Source organism: Micropruina sp. (genome assembly GCF_047606665.1).
Taxonomy (GTDB): Bacteria; Actinomycetota; Actinomycetes; order Propionibacteriales; family Propionibacteriaceae; genus Micropruina.
This window is the reverse complement of sequence record NZ_JASGEF010000004.1, coordinates 1-14,739: the sequence shown is the minus strand read 5'-3', so window position 1 is coordinate 14,739 and position 14,739 is coordinate 1. Positions and strand designations below refer to the sequence as shown.

General features: G+C 68.8%; 13 protein-coding genes. 1 reads left to right on the top strand and 12 read right to left on the bottom strand.

What is annotated here, in order from left to right; translation table 11 throughout:
* From QM619_RS00530 to carA, 11 genes are all read right to left on the bottom strand, one after another.
* Positions 1-193, bottom strand: a 193-nt coding sequence (locus tag QM619_RS00530; protein WP_415103215.1) for a hypothetical protein, incomplete at its 3' end; no start/stop codon positions are given.
* A 135-nt stretch (positions 194-328) separates the two neighbouring features.
* Positions 329-2,275, bottom strand: coding sequence for a primosome assembly protein PriA (locus QM619_RS00525; RefSeq protein ID WP_415103213.1), 1,947 nt, complete (start codon positions 2,273-2,275; stop codon positions 329-331).
* A 243-nt stretch (positions 2,276-2,518) separates the two neighbouring features.
* The gene (gene metK / locus QM619_RS00520; protein WP_415103211.1) at positions 2,519-3,709 is read right to left on the bottom strand and encodes a methionine adenosyltransferase; all 1,191 of its coding nucleotides are present in this window, start codon (positions 3,707-3,709) and stop codon (positions 2,519-2,521) included.
* Complete coding sequence (gene coaBC, locus QM619_RS00515; protein ID WP_415103209.1) at positions 3,706-4,926, bottom strand: bifunctional phosphopantothenoylcysteine decarboxylase/phosphopantothenate--cysteine ligase CoaBC; 1,221 nt, start codon at positions 4,924-4,926, stop codon at positions 3,706-3,708. The genes metK and coaBC overlap by 4 nt, the downstream gene beginning before the upstream one ends.
* A 7-nt stretch (positions 4,927-4,933) precedes the next feature.
* The gene (gene rpoZ, locus QM619_RS00510; RefSeq protein ID WP_298130186.1) at positions 4,934-5,272 is read right to left on the bottom strand and encodes a DNA-directed RNA polymerase subunit omega; all 339 of its coding nucleotides are present in this window, start codon (positions 5,270-5,272) and stop codon (positions 4,934-4,936) included.
* A 99-nt stretch (positions 5,273-5,371) separates the two neighbouring features.
* Positions 5,372-5,923, bottom strand: coding sequence for a guanylate kinase (gene gmk, locus QM619_RS00505; RefSeq protein ID WP_415103207.1), 552 nt, complete (start codon positions 5,921-5,923; stop codon positions 5,372-5,374).
* Entirely contained in the window at positions 5,913-6,230 is a 318-nt protein-coding gene (gene mihF, locus QM619_RS00500) for an integration host factor, actinobacterial type (RefSeq protein WP_415103205.1), read from the bottom strand. The genes gmk and mihF overlap by 11 nt, the downstream gene beginning before the upstream one ends.
* Before the next feature lie 302 nt (positions 6,231-6,532).
* Positions 6,533-7,348, bottom strand: coding sequence for an orotidine-5'-phosphate decarboxylase (gene pyrF / locus QM619_RS00495; RefSeq protein ID WP_415103203.1), 816 nt, complete (start codon positions 7,346-7,348; stop codon positions 6,533-6,535).
* Entirely contained in the window at positions 7,345-8,415 is a 1,071-nt protein-coding gene (locus QM619_RS00490) for a quinone-dependent dihydroorotate dehydrogenase (protein ID WP_415103201.1), read from the bottom strand. Before QM619_RS00490 ends, pyrF begins: the two co-directional genes overlap by 4 nt.
* Complete coding sequence (gene carB, locus QM619_RS00485) at positions 8,412-11,744, bottom strand: carbamoyl-phosphate synthase large subunit (protein WP_415103199.1); 3,333 nt, start codon at positions 11,742-11,744, stop codon at positions 8,412-8,414. Before carB ends, QM619_RS00490 begins: the two co-directional genes overlap by 4 nt.
* Positions 11,744-12,931, bottom strand: coding sequence for a glutamine-hydrolyzing carbamoyl-phosphate synthase small subunit (carA, locus tag QM619_RS00480; RefSeq protein ID WP_415103197.1), 1,188 nt, complete (start codon positions 12,929-12,931; stop codon positions 11,744-11,746). Before carA ends, carB begins: the two co-directional genes overlap by 1 nt.
* Positions 12,932-13,378: 447 nt before the next feature.
* Here carA and QM619_RS00475 point away from each other — a divergent pair, with 447 nt between their 5' ends.
* On the top strand, positions 13,379-13,996 hold the full coding sequence (locus QM619_RS00475; RefSeq protein WP_415103195.1) for a hypothetical protein: 618 nt from the start codon (positions 13,379-13,381) through the stop codon (positions 13,994-13,996).
* A gap of 36 nt (positions 13,997-14,032) precedes the next feature.
* Here QM619_RS00475 and QM619_RS00470 read toward each other — a convergent pair whose 3' ends face one another.
* Positions 14,033-14,581, bottom strand: a complete 549-nt coding sequence (locus QM619_RS00470; RefSeq protein ID WP_415103193.1) for a hypothetical protein — start codon at positions 14,579-14,581, stop codon at positions 14,033-14,035.
* Positions 14,582-14,739 lie beyond the last annotated feature (158 nt).

Sequence of the window (14,739 nt, the reverse complement as noted above, 5' to 3'; positions counted from 1 at the left end):
TCTGCTCCTGCGTCTTCTCATAGTCCGCCGGCGAACACGGAACCGGCGTCCCACCCATCGGCGAACACATCGGACTCACCACCGCCGTCGGCGTCACAGCACTCACCGACGACGACGGCACCACAGACGACGACGGACTCACCGACGGAACCACCGTCGACGAACACCCCACAAGCAACAGCACCACAACCACCAAGTACCTCATCAGACCCCTTCCCCCGAGATCGTTGCCCGAGTCTCGCACGAATACCGAACGCGTAGACAGTTATCCACAGGACGAAGGGAGAAACGACCAGCTCAGTTTTTCAATGCCAGATGAATTCTCTGGTCACAGCACCGCTGGATCGACCCGGACTCGCAGCGAGCCGTCCTCTTTGTGCGCGGTCCGCCGCACCTGCACCGCCTTCGCCGCCGCCACCAGCGCCCGGCCGGCGCCCAGCGGCGTCCGCAACAATGCCCGCACTTCGTCGTCGGCGACGGGCACCGGTCCGAGCGGCACCGCCCCGGTCTCGGCATGAATCGCGCGCGCCGCGTCCTCAACCACCTGGAGCCCACCTTCGAGGCTGATCAGCCGGGTGACCGGCGGGAAGCCGGCCTGCACCCGATCCCCCAGTTCGCGCTCGGCGAAGCCGGCCGGATCGAGCCTTACCAAGGCCTGGATGGCCCGCGCGGAGGCCGGTCCGGCCACCACCACGCTGCCGTCGTCGGACGCCCCGCGCACCAGCGCCACCGCAGCCAGCCAACGTCGCAAGGCTTCTTCGCCGGCACGCAGATCTGCCCTTGCCAACAGCAATTCCGCGTCGAGCAGGACCGCCGCGGCGTACCCGCCGTCCGCGATCGGTTCTACCCCCGGCGTGGCCAATACCAGCGCCGGGTCAGCACCGACCTCGGCCACCCGGTGATCCCCGCTCGACTGCACCACCGGTGTCTGTGGGAACGCCCGTCCGAGTTCTTCGGCCGTCCGCACCAACCCGACCCGCGGCGCCCGCAACTCATTGCTGCCGCATTCCGCACACCGCCACTCGGGCCGGACGCCGCATACCCGGCACACCGGGGCAGCCCCGCGGTCTCCGCGCTCCCCCGCCAACGGATGCCCGCAGGCCGCACACCGGGCGACGGTTCGGCAACGCCCACACGCCAACCCCGCCAGATATCCGGCGCGCGGCACCTGCACCAGCACCGGGCCGGACGCCAGCCCGGCCCGAATCGCGGTGAACACCTCGTGCGGCAGCCGGGAGTGCGCGGCCGGATCACGTCCGGCCAGCGCCGTCCCGTCATCGGTAGCGCGGACGACCGGACACGCCTCGCGACGTGCCCTCGCGGGTAGCTCCATCGGTATCAGCCAACCCCGATCGACCATGGCCTGCGTCTCGGTACTACGCGCGTACCCGATGTACAGCAGCCCGCAACGCTGCCGCGAGGCGCGCAACGCGGCGACCACGCGGGCGTGCGGATACGGTGCCCGCGGCTCGGCCCACGAGTCGTCACCATCGTCGAACATCGCGATCAACCCCAGATCGGCGACCGGTGCGAAGGCGGCGGCACGAGTGCCCAGCACCAGCCGGACCTGTCCGCGGGAGGCCGCCAGGAACGCCCGATACCGTGCCGCCGGCCCCTTCTCCGCGGTCAGCGTGACGAAACTGCCGCGTCCGAACGCCTCGATGCAGCGGGACTCGAGCCGGGCCAGGTCGGAGGTGTCCGGCACCAACAGCAGGACGCCGCGTCCTCCGGCCAAGGTAGCGGCAGCTGCTTCGATCAGGGCCGCGATCCAGTCCCCCACGTGTCGCGCGACCGGCGCCAGGCAGGGCGCGGCCCGAGGCGCGACGTCCGTGCCCAATGCCCGGATCAGGGACGCCCCATGGGGGTACTCCGGCAGCACGACGGCGTCGGCCGACGGGACCTGCGGTTGCGGATATGAAGCGGGGTCGGCGGTCTCGGTCATGCCGTGCCGCGGTGGCACCGCCAACCGGACGACATCGGCGAACGTGCCGGCATAATGATCGGCCACGTCCCGGACCACCGCGGCGATCTCGGGCAGCAGGACGACCTCGGACGACACCACCTTCAGCAGCGGCGACAGTTCGCGATCGGCGTCCGACGCGGTCACCACATTGAGGACGTAACCGTCGCGCTGGCGTCCGGCGAATCGGACCTTCACCCGGCAACCCGGCACCACCTCGGACACCAACTCGTCGGGAATGGCGTAGTCAAAGGGTCGATCGAGATGCGGCAGCGGCATGTCCACCGCCACCTTCGCAACCCTCGGCTCAACCATGAACCCGATGCTAGAGGGCGGCACTGACAAGACTGAGATCGCGACTGAACGCGGCGAGATCACCCCGGGGAACGGTCGATTGCACGTTCAGTGCCGAGCGAAGAACCGTCCCCAGTCGTGCGAAATTTGAACGAAAAGGAACCGTCCCCGGCGATGCGAGAATCGAACGAAGAAGAACCGTCCCCAACGTGCGATCCCAACGTGCGATCTGAACCGGAAAGGGAACGTCCACGGGGGCGGGAGCTAGCCTCGGACGGCGTTGGCCAGGGCGTGGGCGCGGTCGGTGCGCTCCCAGGTGAACTCGGGGAGTTCGCGGCCGAAGTGACCGTAGTTGGTGGTCAGCGAGTAGATCGGACGCAGCAGGTCGAGGTCGCGGATGATCGCCGCGGGGCGCAGGTCGAAGACCTCCAGGACGGCCGCAGTGATCTGTTCCAGGGGCACGGCCTCGGTGCCGAAGCAGTCGGCGTAGAAGCCGACCGGGTGGGCGCGTCCGATGGCGTAGGCCACCTGCACCTCGCAACGAGTTGCCAAACCTGCCGCCACTACGTTCTTCGCCACCCAGCGCATCGCGTAGGCGGCCGACCGGTCGACCTTGGACGGGTCCTTGCCCGAGAACGCGCCGCCGCCGTGCCGGGCCATGCCGCCGTAAGTATCCACGATGATCTTGCGGCCGGTCAGTCCGGCGTCGCCCATCGGACCGCCGATGACGAACTTCCCGGTCGGGTTGATGTGCACCTTCAGCCCGTCGGTGGAGACCTCATACTCGGCCAGCACCGGCTCGATCACCTCGTGCAGGATGCCCGGCCGAATGTCGCGGTCGTAGGACGCCGCACCGGTGTGCTGCGACGACACAACGACGGTGTCCACACCGACCGGACGGTCGCCCTCGTAGCGGATGGTCACCTGGGTCTTGCCGTCGGGCAGCAGGAACGGCAGCACCCGGTCGCGACGCACCCTGGTGAGCCGTTCCGCGAGCCGGTGCGCGATGTCGATCGGCAGCGGCATCAGCGTCGGCGTGTCGGTGCAGGCGTAGCCGAACATCAGCCCCTGATCTCCGGCACCCTGGGCGTCCAGCGCGTCGCCGGAGCCGCCCTCGCGATGCTCGCCGGCATCCTCCACCCCCTGTGCGATGTCGGGCGACTGCGCGCCCAGCGAGACCAGTACGCCGCAGGACGCCCCGTCGAACGACTTGTCCGAGGAGTCGTAGCCGATCTGCAGAATCCGCTCCCGTGTGAGCTTGGCGATGTCGACGTAACCACTGGTGCTGACCTCGCCGGCGACCACCACGGTGCCGGTGGTGACCAAGGTCTCCACGGCGACGCGGCTCTCGGCGTCCTGCGTCAACAGGGCGTCGAGGACGGCGTCCGAAACCGAGTCGGCCAGCTTGTCGGGGTGGCCCTCAGTGACGGACTCCGAGCTGAACAGGCGGCTCATCGGCTGCTCTTTCTCCTAGTGGCGACGGCATCGAGAATGCGATGCGCAACGAGATTCTTGTCACCGGCGGCGGTCGCGACCACACCGTCGGCGTCGATGATGGCGACGGAATTGTCGGCCGCTCCGAAGACCGCGCCTCCGCTGACATCGTTCAGCACCAGCAGGTCACAGCCCTTGCGGGCCAGCTTGGCGCTGCCCAGCTCCATCAGTTCGGACGCCGACCCGGCGGTCTCGGCGGCGAAGCCGACAATCACCTGACCCGGACGCCGCTGCCGCACCAGGGCGGCGAGCACATCGGTGGTCTGGGTGAACCGGACCACGAGCCCGGCGTCACCCTCCTTCTTCAGCTTCCCCTCGCTGGGCGATTCGGGAGTGAAATCGGCGGGCGCCGCCGCCATGATCAGCACGTCGGACGTCGCCGCGGCCGCGGTCATCGCCTCGGCCAGGTCGGCGGTGGAGGTCACCCGTTTCAACGCGGCACCGCCCGGTACGGCGGCGGCGATCGCCCCGGCGACCACCTGGACGTCAGCACCGCGCAGCAGGGCAGCCCGTGCCAGCGCCAGGCCCATTCGTCCGGAGGATCTGTTGCCCAGGTACCGGACCGGGTCGAGCGCTTCGCGGGTGCCGCCGGCGCTCACCGTGAGCCGGACGCCGTCCAGGTCCCGCGCACGGGCAGCAGCCAGGGCTCCGGAATCCAGCAGCGACAACGCCGATTGTTCGATCTCGGACGGCTCACGCAGCCGACCCGGTCCGGTGTCGGCGCCGGTAAGGCGTCCGGAATCAGGGTCGAGGACAATCACACCGCGCTCGCGCAGAGTGGCCACGTTGGCATGGGTGGCCGGATGCAGCCACATCTCGGTGTGCATCGCGGGCGCCATCAGCACCGGACAGGTCGCGGTCAGCAGCACATTGGTGAGCAGATCGTCGGCCCGTCCCGACGCCGCCCGCGCCAGCAGATCGGCGGTCGCCGGGGCAACCACCACCAGGTCGGCCTCGCGACCCAGCGCCACGTGCGGCACGGCATGGGCGTTCGCCCAGACCTCTGTGTGCACCGGCCGGCCGGACAGCGCCGCCCAGGTCGTCTCTCCGACGAAATTGAGCGCGCTCGGGGTCGGCACCACGGTGACCTCGTGACCGGCTTCGGCGAAGCGCCGCAGCAGCAGACAGGCCTTGTACGCGGCGATTCCGCCGGCAACCCCGAGCAGGATCCGGCTCATCGGAAGGTCAGGCCAGGTCGTCGCTGAACGGGTCGAGATCGCTGAACTGCGGATCGGCCTCAGCCTCGGCACGCGCGGCCGCCTCGGCCTCGGGATCGATCTCGGTGCATTCCAGCACCCCGGCGTTCACCTCGCGCAGCGCGATCGACAGCGGCTTCTCCTGGACGCCGGTGTCGACCAGCGGACCCACGTTCTCCAGCAGGCCTTCGCCCAGCTGGCTGTAGTAGGCGTTGATCTGCCGGGCCCGCTTGGCGGCGAAGAGCACCAGGCGGTACTTGGAGTCGACCTTCTCCAGCAGCTCGTCGATCGGCGGGTTGATGATGCCTTCGGGGGCATGTGTGCTCAAAGGATGACCTCACGGTTGGTGCGGCGCGCTCGGCCCGGTGCGTGCGGGTCTGGGCGCCTGCGGGTGGTTCGGCCTGCGAGAGCTTCTACTGGGTAGAACTCACAAGCTCAGCAAGTCTACCAACTCATCGACCGCCCTGCCCACATCGTCATTCACGACGATGTGGTCGAACTCGTCGGCGGCCGCCAACTCGTCTTTCGCGGTGCGCAACCGGCGCTCGCGCTGCTCGGCGTCCTCGGTGCCGCGTCCGACCAGTCGGGCGACGAGCTCGTTCCAGTTGGGCGGGGCGATGAACACCAGCCGGGCCTGCGGCAGTTTGGCGCGCACCTGGCGGGCGCCCTGCAAGTCGATCTCCAGAATCACCCGTTCGCCGCGGGCGATCGCGGTCCGCACCGGTGCCGCCGGGGTGCCGTACCGGTCGCGTCCGTGCACGACGGCCCATTCGAGCAGTCCCTCGTCGGCGAGCAGGGTGTCGAAGGCTCCGTCGCTGACGAACCAGTAGTGCTGGCCATCGATCTCGCCCGGACGCGGTGGCCGGGTGGTCGCCGACACCGACACCCACACCTCGGGATAGCGCTCTTTGAGCGCGCGAACGACCGTTCCCTTGCCTACGGCCGTCGGACCGGAGATGACAGTGACGTCACCGCTCACCGAACTCGGCCTTCAGGCCGGCGAGTTGATGCCGTCCGAGTCCACGAATCCGGCGGTTGGCGGCGATGTCGTATCGCTCCATCACCAGGCTGGCCCGCTTGTCACCGACGCGCGGCAACGCCTTGAGCAGGTCGATCACTTTGACGTGGGCGAGCACCTCGTCGGCAGCGGCCTCATCGAGAGCTTGGGCCAGGGTCAACTCCCCCGACCGCACCCGCGCTTTCAGCGCCGCACGAGAGCGGCGCGCCTCCGTGGCGGCCGCGCGAGCCGCCTGCAGCTGCTCCGTCGTCAGTTGGGGTATCGCCACGGTGACCTCCGGATGTCTTGGGTGGGCACAATTTACAAGGCGAAACGCTCCCTGAAAACCCTTCTGGCCAGGGTCTCCACAAGCTGACCGGCGGAGACGCCCACGTCCGGACAGCTCACCGTCGCACCGAGGGACCTATTGCAGGAGATCCCGGCGTTCGCCGGGATGACAGGAGGACCCGCCGGGTGCGGCTTCGCGGTCTGTCATTCCGGGCTTGCCCGGAATCTGATGTCCGGCAAGAGATCCCGCGTTCGCCGGGATGACGCGGACCCGGAAGCTCGGTCTTGGCCAGCGCCCAGAACTTACCGGCCGATGGCGAGCAGCGAGCGCACCCGGTCGGCGAGTGCGGCGGCGTCCGGACCGACGCCGAGGACGTCGCGGCTGACCGCGGGCAGCAGGTTGTCGAGCGCGGCGCCGAACAGGGCCGGCAGATCGTCGATCCGGCCGCCCTGAAAGCCGATGCCGGGCACCAGGATCGATCCATTGAACGCGCTGACGTCGCAACCGAGATCGCTGTGGGTGCCGCCGACCACCAGGCCGATGGCGTTCTGTCCGGTCTCGGCGTTCAGCCGGGCCGCGTCGTCGATGATCTCCTGGGCCACCGAGCGGCCGGACGCCGCCGACGCCAGCTGCACCTGGCCGCCCTCCGGGTTGGACGTCCGGGCCAGCACGTAGACGCCGCGTCCGTAGCGGTGCGCCCGGTCGAACGCGGGTTGCAGCGAGCCGAAGCCCAGATAGGGCGACACGGTGATCGCATCGGCGGCCAGCGGCGAGCCGTCGGCCAGGTAGGCCTCGGCGTAGGCGTCCATGGTCGAGCCGATGTCGCCGCGCTTGACGTCCAGGATGCTCAGCGCGCCGGCACCGGCGATGTCGGCCAGCGTCCGTTCCAGCACGGCGACGCCGGCCGAGCCGTGGATCTCGAAAAAGGCCGACTGCGGCTTGAACACCGCCACCTCGGTGCCCAGCGCCTCGACCACCCGGCGGGCGAATGCCTCGACGCCGGCGGCGTCCACACTGAGCCCCCAGTCGCGGAGCAGGCCGGGGTGCGGGTCGATGCCGACGCACAGGGCACCCCGCTGGGCCACCGCCGCGGTCAGTCGGCTCTGGTAGCTGGTCATGGGTTTCTCCTTGTCAGCGCGTTGATCCGGGCCGGGAGTGCCGGGCCGGCGTAGATGAATCCGGTGTACAGCTGGACCAGCGGGGCGCCCAGATCGAACATCGCGGACGCGTCGTCGGCGGTCATGATGCCGCCGGCGGCGATCACCGGCAGGTCGGTGTGCCGCACCAGATAGCCGACCACCTCGCGGGCCCGAACCGTCAGCGGCGCGCCGGACAGGCCGCCCGCCTCGCCGGCCAGCGACTGCTCGGCGGGGTCGATGCCGTCACGAGACAGCGTCGTGTTGGTGGCGATCAAGCCGGCCACCCCGGCGTCGGTGGCCGCGGCGAGCACCTCGTCGATCTGCGGCTCGGTCAGGTCCGGGGCGATCTTGACGAACAGCGGCGCTCGTCCGGCGGCCCGTTCGACCAGCGCCTTCAGCAGAGTGAGCAGCGCTCCCCCGTCCTGCAGGCTGCGCAGACCGGGCGTGTTCGGACTGGACACATTGATCGCCACATAGTCGGCGTGCGGAATGACCAGGTCGAGCGAGGCCAGGTAGTCGTCGACCGCGTCCGCGACCGGCACGATCTTGGTCTTACCGATCGAGATGCCGATCGGGATGCCGGCCCCGCCGTTGCCCCGGTACACCCCGAGCAGCGACAGTTCCCGGTGCAGCCGTTCGGCGCCGGCGTTGTTGAACCCCATCCTGTTGATCAGCGCCTTCGACGTGCGCAGCCGGAAGACTCGGGGCTTGTCGTTGCCGGGCTGGGCCTGGGCGGTGACGGTACCGAGTTCGGCGAAGCCGAAGCCGAGCGCCTGCCAGGCCAGCACGGCGCGTCCGTCCTTGTCCATGCCGGCGGCCAGGCCGACCCGTCCGGGGAAGTCGATGCCGGCCACCGTGGTCGGCACGCCCCGGCTGCCGGCCAACAGTTTGGCGGCCGCGACCAGCCCCGGTGAGCGGCTGAACCGGGCCAGCGTCCCGATCATCTGCTCATGGACGCTTTCCGGGTCGCCATGGTGCGAGGCGAACAGCAGCGGCCGGACGACGCCGCGATAGCCGGCGTCGACCAGGCTCACCCGCGGGTTCATCGCTGCGCTGCCTCCAGTTCACTGCGCATATCGGCGCTCCAGTCCTGCAGCGGGCGAACCGTCAGGCCGCCGCGGCGCAATGCCTCGATCCCCTGCACAGCCGCTGAGAGACCCTGCACGGTGGTCACGCAGGGCACGTCGCACAGGATCGCCGCGGACCGGATCTGCCAGCCGTCCCGGCGTGGATCGCCGCCTTCGGAGACTCCGAGCGGGGTGTTGAAGATCAGGCTGATCTCGCCGTCCATGATCGCCTGGACGACGGTCTTGGTGCCGTCCGCGCCAGGACCCTGGGTCTCTTTGCGGAGCACCGTGACCTCGACGTCGTTGCGGCGCAGCACCTGCGCCGTCCCCTCGGTGGCGTAGACTTTGAAACCAAGGTCGGCAAGGCGTTTCACCGGGAAGATGGCATGCCGCTTGTCCCGGTTGGCGACCGACACGAACACCGAACCCTGGGTCGGCACGTCGCCGTACGAGGCGGTCTGGCTCTTCGCGAACGCCACCCCGAAGGTCAGGTCGAGGCCCATCACCTCGCCGGTCGACTTCATCTCGGGGCCGAGCAGGGTATCGACCCAGGCGCCGTCGGCGGTGCGGAACCGGTTGAACGGCATCACCGCTTCTTTCACCGCGAGCGGGGCGGACGTCAACGGGGCCGTCCCGTCCCGGTCGGCGCGCAGCGTGCCGTCCGCGCGCAGTTCGGCGATGGTGGCGCCCAGCATGATCCGGGACGCCGCCTTGGCCAGCGGGGTCGCGGTCGCCTTCGAGACGAACGGCACCGTCCGGGACGCCCGCGGGTTGGCTTCCAGCACATAGAGGACGTCGCCGAGCAGGGCGAACTGGATGTTGATCAGGCCCCGGACACCGACGCCGCGGGCGATCGCCCCGGTCGCTGCCCGGATCCGGTCGACCGTCTCACTGCCCAGAGTGATCGGCGGCAGCGAGCAGGCCGAGTCGCCGGAATGGATGCCGGCCTCCTCGATGTGCTCCATCACGCCGCCCAGGTACAGCTCGGTGCCGTCGAACAGGGCGTCCACGTCGATCTCGATGGCGTCGTCCAGGAAGCGGTCGACCAGCACCGGCGAGTTCGGGGTGATGTGGGTGGCGCGCTCGATGTAGCCGACCAGCGAGTCGTCGTCGTAGACGATCTCCATGCCGCGTCCGCCCAGCACGTAGGAGGGCCGGACCAGCACCGGGTAGCCGATGCTGTGGGCGATCTCCAGCGCGTCGTCGGCCGACATGGCCATGCCGTAGGCGGGCGCGGTCAGCTTGTTGTCGGACAGGATCCGGCCGAACGCACCCCGTTCCTCAGCCAGGTGGATGGCCTCTGGCGAGGTGCCGACGATCGGGACGCCGGCGTCCTTCAAGGCTTGGGCCAGCTTGAGCGGGGTCTGCCCGCCGAGCTGGACGATGACGCCGGCGACCGGTCCGGCCAACGACTCGGCGTGGTAGACCTCGAGCACGTCCTCCAGGGTGAGCGGCTCGAAATAGAGCCGGTCGGAGGTGTCGTAGTCGGTGGACACCGTCTCGGGGTTGCAGTTGATCATCACCGTCTCGTAGCCGTGCTGCGACAGGGTCAGCGCGGCGTGCACGCAGGAATAGTCGAACTCGATGCCCTGACCGATCCGGTTCGGCCCGGAGCCGAGGATCAGCACCGCCGGCTTGGTCCGTGGCGCCACCTCGGTCTCGGCGTCGTAGGACGAGTAGTGGTAGGGCGTCTTCGCGGCGAACTCGGCGGCGCAGGTGTCGACCGTCTTGAACACCGGACGCACCCCCAGCGCCCAGCGGACGCCGCGGACCACGTCGGTGCTGAGGTGCCGCAGCCGGGCGATCTGGTCGTCGGAGAGTCCGTGCCGCTTGGCCAGCCGCAGCAGGTCGGCGGTCAGCTCGGGTGCGTTGCGGACGTGCTCGGCGACCTCGGCGATCAGCTGCAACTGGTCCAGGAACCAGGGGTCGATCTTGGTGGCGTCGAACAGCTGCTGGGCGGTGGCACCGGCCCGGAACGCCTTCATCACCAGACCGAGCCGGCCGTCGTGCGGACGCGAGGCCTGCGCGAGCAACTCGTCCACCGACTGGGTGATCGCACCGGTGAAGTCGAAAGTCGACTTCGGGTCTTCCAGGGAACGCAGCGCCTTGCCCAGCGCCTCGGTGAAGTTGCGGCCGATCGCCATCGCCTCGCCGACGCTCTTCATATGCGTGGTGAGGGTGTTCTCGGCGGTCGGGAACTTCTCGAAGGCGAACCGCGGGGCCTTCACCACCACGTAGTCCAGGGTCGGCTCGAAGGACGCCGGGGTCTCGGCGGTGATGTCGTTGGGGATCTCGTCCAAGGTGTAGCCGACGGCCACCTTGGCGGCGATCTTCGCGATCGGGAAGCCGGTCGCCTTGGACGCCAGCGCGCTCGACCGGGAGACCCTCGGGTTCATCTCGATGACGATCATCCGGCCGTTGTCGGGGTTGATCGCGAACTGGATGTTGCAGCCGCCGGTGTCGACGCCGACCGCCCGGATCACCCCGATGCCGACGTCGCGCATCGCCTGGTATTCGCGGTCGGTGAGCGTCATCGCGGGGGCGACGGTGATCGAGTCGCCGGTGTGCACACCCATCGGGTCGAGGTTCTCGATGGAGCACACGATCACGACGTTGTCCGCCTTGTCGCGCATCACCTCGAGCTCGTATTCCTTCCAACCGAGGATCGACTCCTCGATCAGCACCTCGGTGACCGGGGACGCCGACAGGCCGGTGCCGGCGATCCGGCGCAGCTCGTCCTCGTCGTGGGCGAATCCGGAGCCGACCCCGCCCATGGTGAAGGACGGACGCACCACCAGCGGGTAGCCGAGCGCGTCGGCGGCGGCCAGCACGTCGTCCATCGAGTGACAGATCCGGCTGCGGGCCACCTCCGGGTTGGCGCCGGGGATGTCGAGGGCTTCGACGATCTCCTTGAACTTCTCCCGGTCCTCGCCCTTCTGGATCGCCTCGAACGAGGCACCGATCAGTTCGACGCCGTACTTTTTCAATACGCCGTTGTCGTGCAGGGCGACGGCGGCGTTCAATGCAGTCTGGCCGCCCAGGGTGGCGAGCAGGGCGTCCGGACGCTCGGCGGCGATCACCTTCTCCAGGAAGTCGGGCTGGATCGGCTCGATGTAGGTGGCGTCCGCGAACTCGGGGTCGGTCATGATCGTCGCCGGGTTGGAGTTCACCAGGATCACCCGGTAGCCCTCCTCGCGCAGCACCCGGCAGGCCTGGGTGCCCGAATAGTCGAACTCGCAGGCCTGGCCGATCACGATCGGCCCGGAGCCGACGACGAGGATCGACGAGATGTCGGTCCGCTTGGGCATCAGTTCTCCTGGTCGGTGTTGCTTTGGGTGGGGCTGGGAAGTTCGCGGCGGCGGCGCATCACGTCGACGAAGCGGTCGAACAGGTAGGCCGAGTCGTGCGGGCCGGCGGCCGCTTCCGGGTGGTACTGCACCGAGAAGGCCAGCAGGTTGTCGCCGTCGTCGGTGAGCTCGAGGCCCTCCACGACGTCGTCGTTGAGGCAGATGTGGCTGACCCGTGCGGTGCCCCAGCGGGTGACGGTGGGCTTGTCGAGCGGCGCGTCCACGGCGAACCCGTGGTTTTGCGCGGTGATCTCGACCTTGCCGGTGCGCAGATCCTTGACCGGCTGGTTGATCCCGCGGTGACCGTATTTCAGCTTGTAGGTGCCGAAACCGAGGGCGCGTCCGAAGATCTGGTTGCCGAAGCAGATGCCGAAGTACGGGATGCCGGCGTCCAGGACGCCTTGCAGCAGAGTCATCGGGGCGTCCGCGGTGGCGGGGTCGCCGGGACCGTTGGAGAAGAAGACGCCGTCCGGGTTCAGGGTGGTCAGCTCGTCCAGGGTGACCGACGCCGGCAGCAGGTGCACCTCGATGCCGCGCGCGGCCATCCGGGTCGGGGTCATGTCCTTGATGCCGAGGTCGATGGCGGCGACCGTGAACCGCTTCTCGCCGACCGCCGGCAGCACCTTCTCGGCGCTCAAGGTGACGTCGGCGACCAGGTCGGAGCCGGCCATCGCCGGAACCTCGCGCACCTTGGCCAGTAGCTTCTCGGGATCGAGTTCGGTGGTGGAGATGCCCACCCGCATGGCGCCCCGCTCGCGCAAATGCCGGGTCAGCGCGCGGGTGTCGATCTCGGCGATCCCGACCACGCCCTGACTACGCAGTTCGTCGTCCAGCGAACGGTTGGAACGCCAGTTGGAGCGCATCCGGGAGAGGTCCCGGACGACGTAGCCGGCCACCCAGATGCGGGACGACTCGTCGTCCTCGTCGTTCCAGCCGGTGTTCCCGATGTGCGGCGCGGTGGCGACGACGACCTGGCGGTGATAGCTGGGGTCGGTCAGCGTCTCCTGATAGCCGGACATCCCGGTGGAGAACACCGCCTCACCGAAAGCTTCACCAGCGGCCCCGAAGGACACGCCACGGAAGGATCGTCCATCTTCGAGAACCAACAACGCCGGAGTCTGTGCACGTTCGAAGAAGCTCGTTGGCATGGTGTCCTTTCCCGACCGGAGCCGGCGGAGATCACGGGAGACCATACCAAAGCGAGACGGGTGCCCCTGACCGCCGGGAGGTGTCTGGACGCCTCCCCGATCCGCTCCTTGACAGTCCTTGGCAGGCATCGGCGGCAGGTCGGGTTCGACGTCCAGGACGTGCAGGTCCGGCGTCCCCGAAGTAGATGTACGAAAACCGGCTGACTCTTCGTCGTTCTTGACAGTGTTTTCGAGGTACTGACGGACGCGCCGGCCGGGGCGGCGAGCTTCCCGGTCAGGTGCTGCCTGTCCGATCTGGAGCATGTGGTTGCGCCGACGGCCCGTGAGGGGATGCCGGCCTTGTCGCGAGGCGCGTTCCTGGCGGGCCGGCTGAATCCGGTGGCGGGGACCGAGCTGTGGACGCCGAGCGGTGCGCTCAGCCTGTTCCCTCCGGAGCAGCGCGGCGATGTGATCGAGATCGTCGGGCGTCTGTACCGCAATGCGCCATCGCGGACCTTCCGGAATCCGGAGTATCGGCAGCGGGCCACTGAACTTGCCGCCGCCGCGCACGATCGCTTCGTCGCCAGGAACGGCGGCGACCTCATCGTCGTCCAAGGTGCGGACCTGTCCGAGGTCTACGCCCAGGCCCTGACGCCGGACGAACCTGGCGAGGAGGCGATTAGCCAGAGTCGGGCGATGGTGCATCAGTGGCTCGAAGCGGCGGAGATCGGTGAGAGCGAAGCGGTGCTGGTGCTGAGTCACCCGATGGCGGGGATCGGCATCTACCAAGGGTTCGAGGGTGCCGTTCGTGCCTTGGAATCCGGAGCCGACGCAGATCCTGCCGATCTGGAGAGACTGCGCCAGTATCTGAATGACGAGAGCGTCCCGCGATGGGCGCTGGATCGACTCATCACCGATCGTCTTCCTGCCGCTGAGGCTGCGCTGGCCCGCGCGTTGCGGCGTCCGGGTTTCAGCTGGGCGCGGGACGGCGAACGGCTGCTGGACTCGACGCCCGGTGAGCAGGAGCCGACGCTCGGCATCACGATCATGCCTTCGTTGCTGATCGAGGGCAGCCGCGTTGGCTGATGCCGTGCGGTACCTCGTCGAGCCCGGATGCTGTGGTCAGCGAGGCGCCGAGGCCGTCCCGCGGTAGCTGCCGGTGCCGCCGGCCTGTGCTTTGACCAGGGCGCTGGCCGATGCGGTGCCACGCAATGCCAGACCTGCGGACACTGCTCCACCCGGCTCGGTCACACCTGCGTAGAGCGTCCGGGCCGTTGCCTTCGTGCCCAGCACGGTTCCGTCGAACGTTCCGACGAACTGGAATACGTCGGCGAAGGTTCCCGGTGGTGTCGCCAGTACCTGCTCACACGGCGCACCGATGATCGCCGTGGTGACACCGGATGCCGTCCCGGTGATCGTTCCGGACAACCGCAGAGTCGCGTCGACCCGCAGCCGACAGGCGCGACGGCCGAACGGGTCCGCAGTGAGGGTGGAGCCGTCGAGTTCAACCGCGATGGTGCCCCGCGCCGGAGCCAGCCACCTCATCGAACGGCTGGCCGAGATGGCCGACGCCGGCACGACCGCATGTGCCGTGCCGGGAGCCGCCAAGACGGTCGCGCCGACGACTGCGGTGCTGACGACAATGCGGGAAACGGTCGAGATGGTGCTCATCGCCGGTTACCTCCTCCGAGTTCGGTGTTCTTGATGCTCCTATGGATGTCAAGCGGCGGCGAGATATTCGCGGTAGGCGTTCGCGAGGGTGATGTTCAGGCGGGTGCCGCGTTCGAGTTCGCTGATGCGTGCTGCGACAGTTCCGAGGTGTTCGGCGG

Excerpts from the sequence above, each read along its gene's own strand:
- QM619_RS00525 (WP_415103213.1), bottom strand. The coding sequence starts at position 2,275 with ATGGTTGAGCCGAGGGTTGCGAAGGTGGCGGTGGACATGCCGCTGCCG.
- metK (WP_415103211.1), bottom strand. The coding sequence starts at position 3,709 with ATGAGCCGCCTGTTCAGCTCGGAGTCCGTCACTGAGGGCCACCCCGAC.
- coaBC (WP_415103209.1), bottom strand. The coding sequence starts at position 4,926 with ATGAGCCGGATCCTGCTCGGGGTTGCCGGCGGAATCGCCGCGTACAAG.
- pyrF (WP_415103203.1), bottom strand. The coding sequence starts at position 7,348 with ATGACCAGCTACCAGAGCCGACTGACCGCGGCGGTGGCCCAGCGGGGT.
- QM619_RS00490 (WP_415103201.1), bottom strand. The coding sequence starts at position 8,415 with ATGAACCCGCGGGTGAGCCTGGTCGACGCCGGCTATCGCGGCGTCGTC.
- carB (WP_415103199.1), bottom strand. The coding sequence starts at position 11,744 with ATGCCCAAGCGGACCGACATCTCGTCGATCCTCGTCGTCGGCTCCGGG.
- carA (WP_415103197.1), bottom strand. The coding sequence starts at position 12,931 with ATGCCAACGAGCTTCTTCGAACGTGCACAGACTCCGGCGTTGTTGGTT.
- QM619_RS00470 (WP_415103193.1), bottom strand. The coding sequence starts at position 14,581 with ATGAGCACCATCTCGACCGTTTCCCGCATTGTCGTCAGCACCGCAGTC.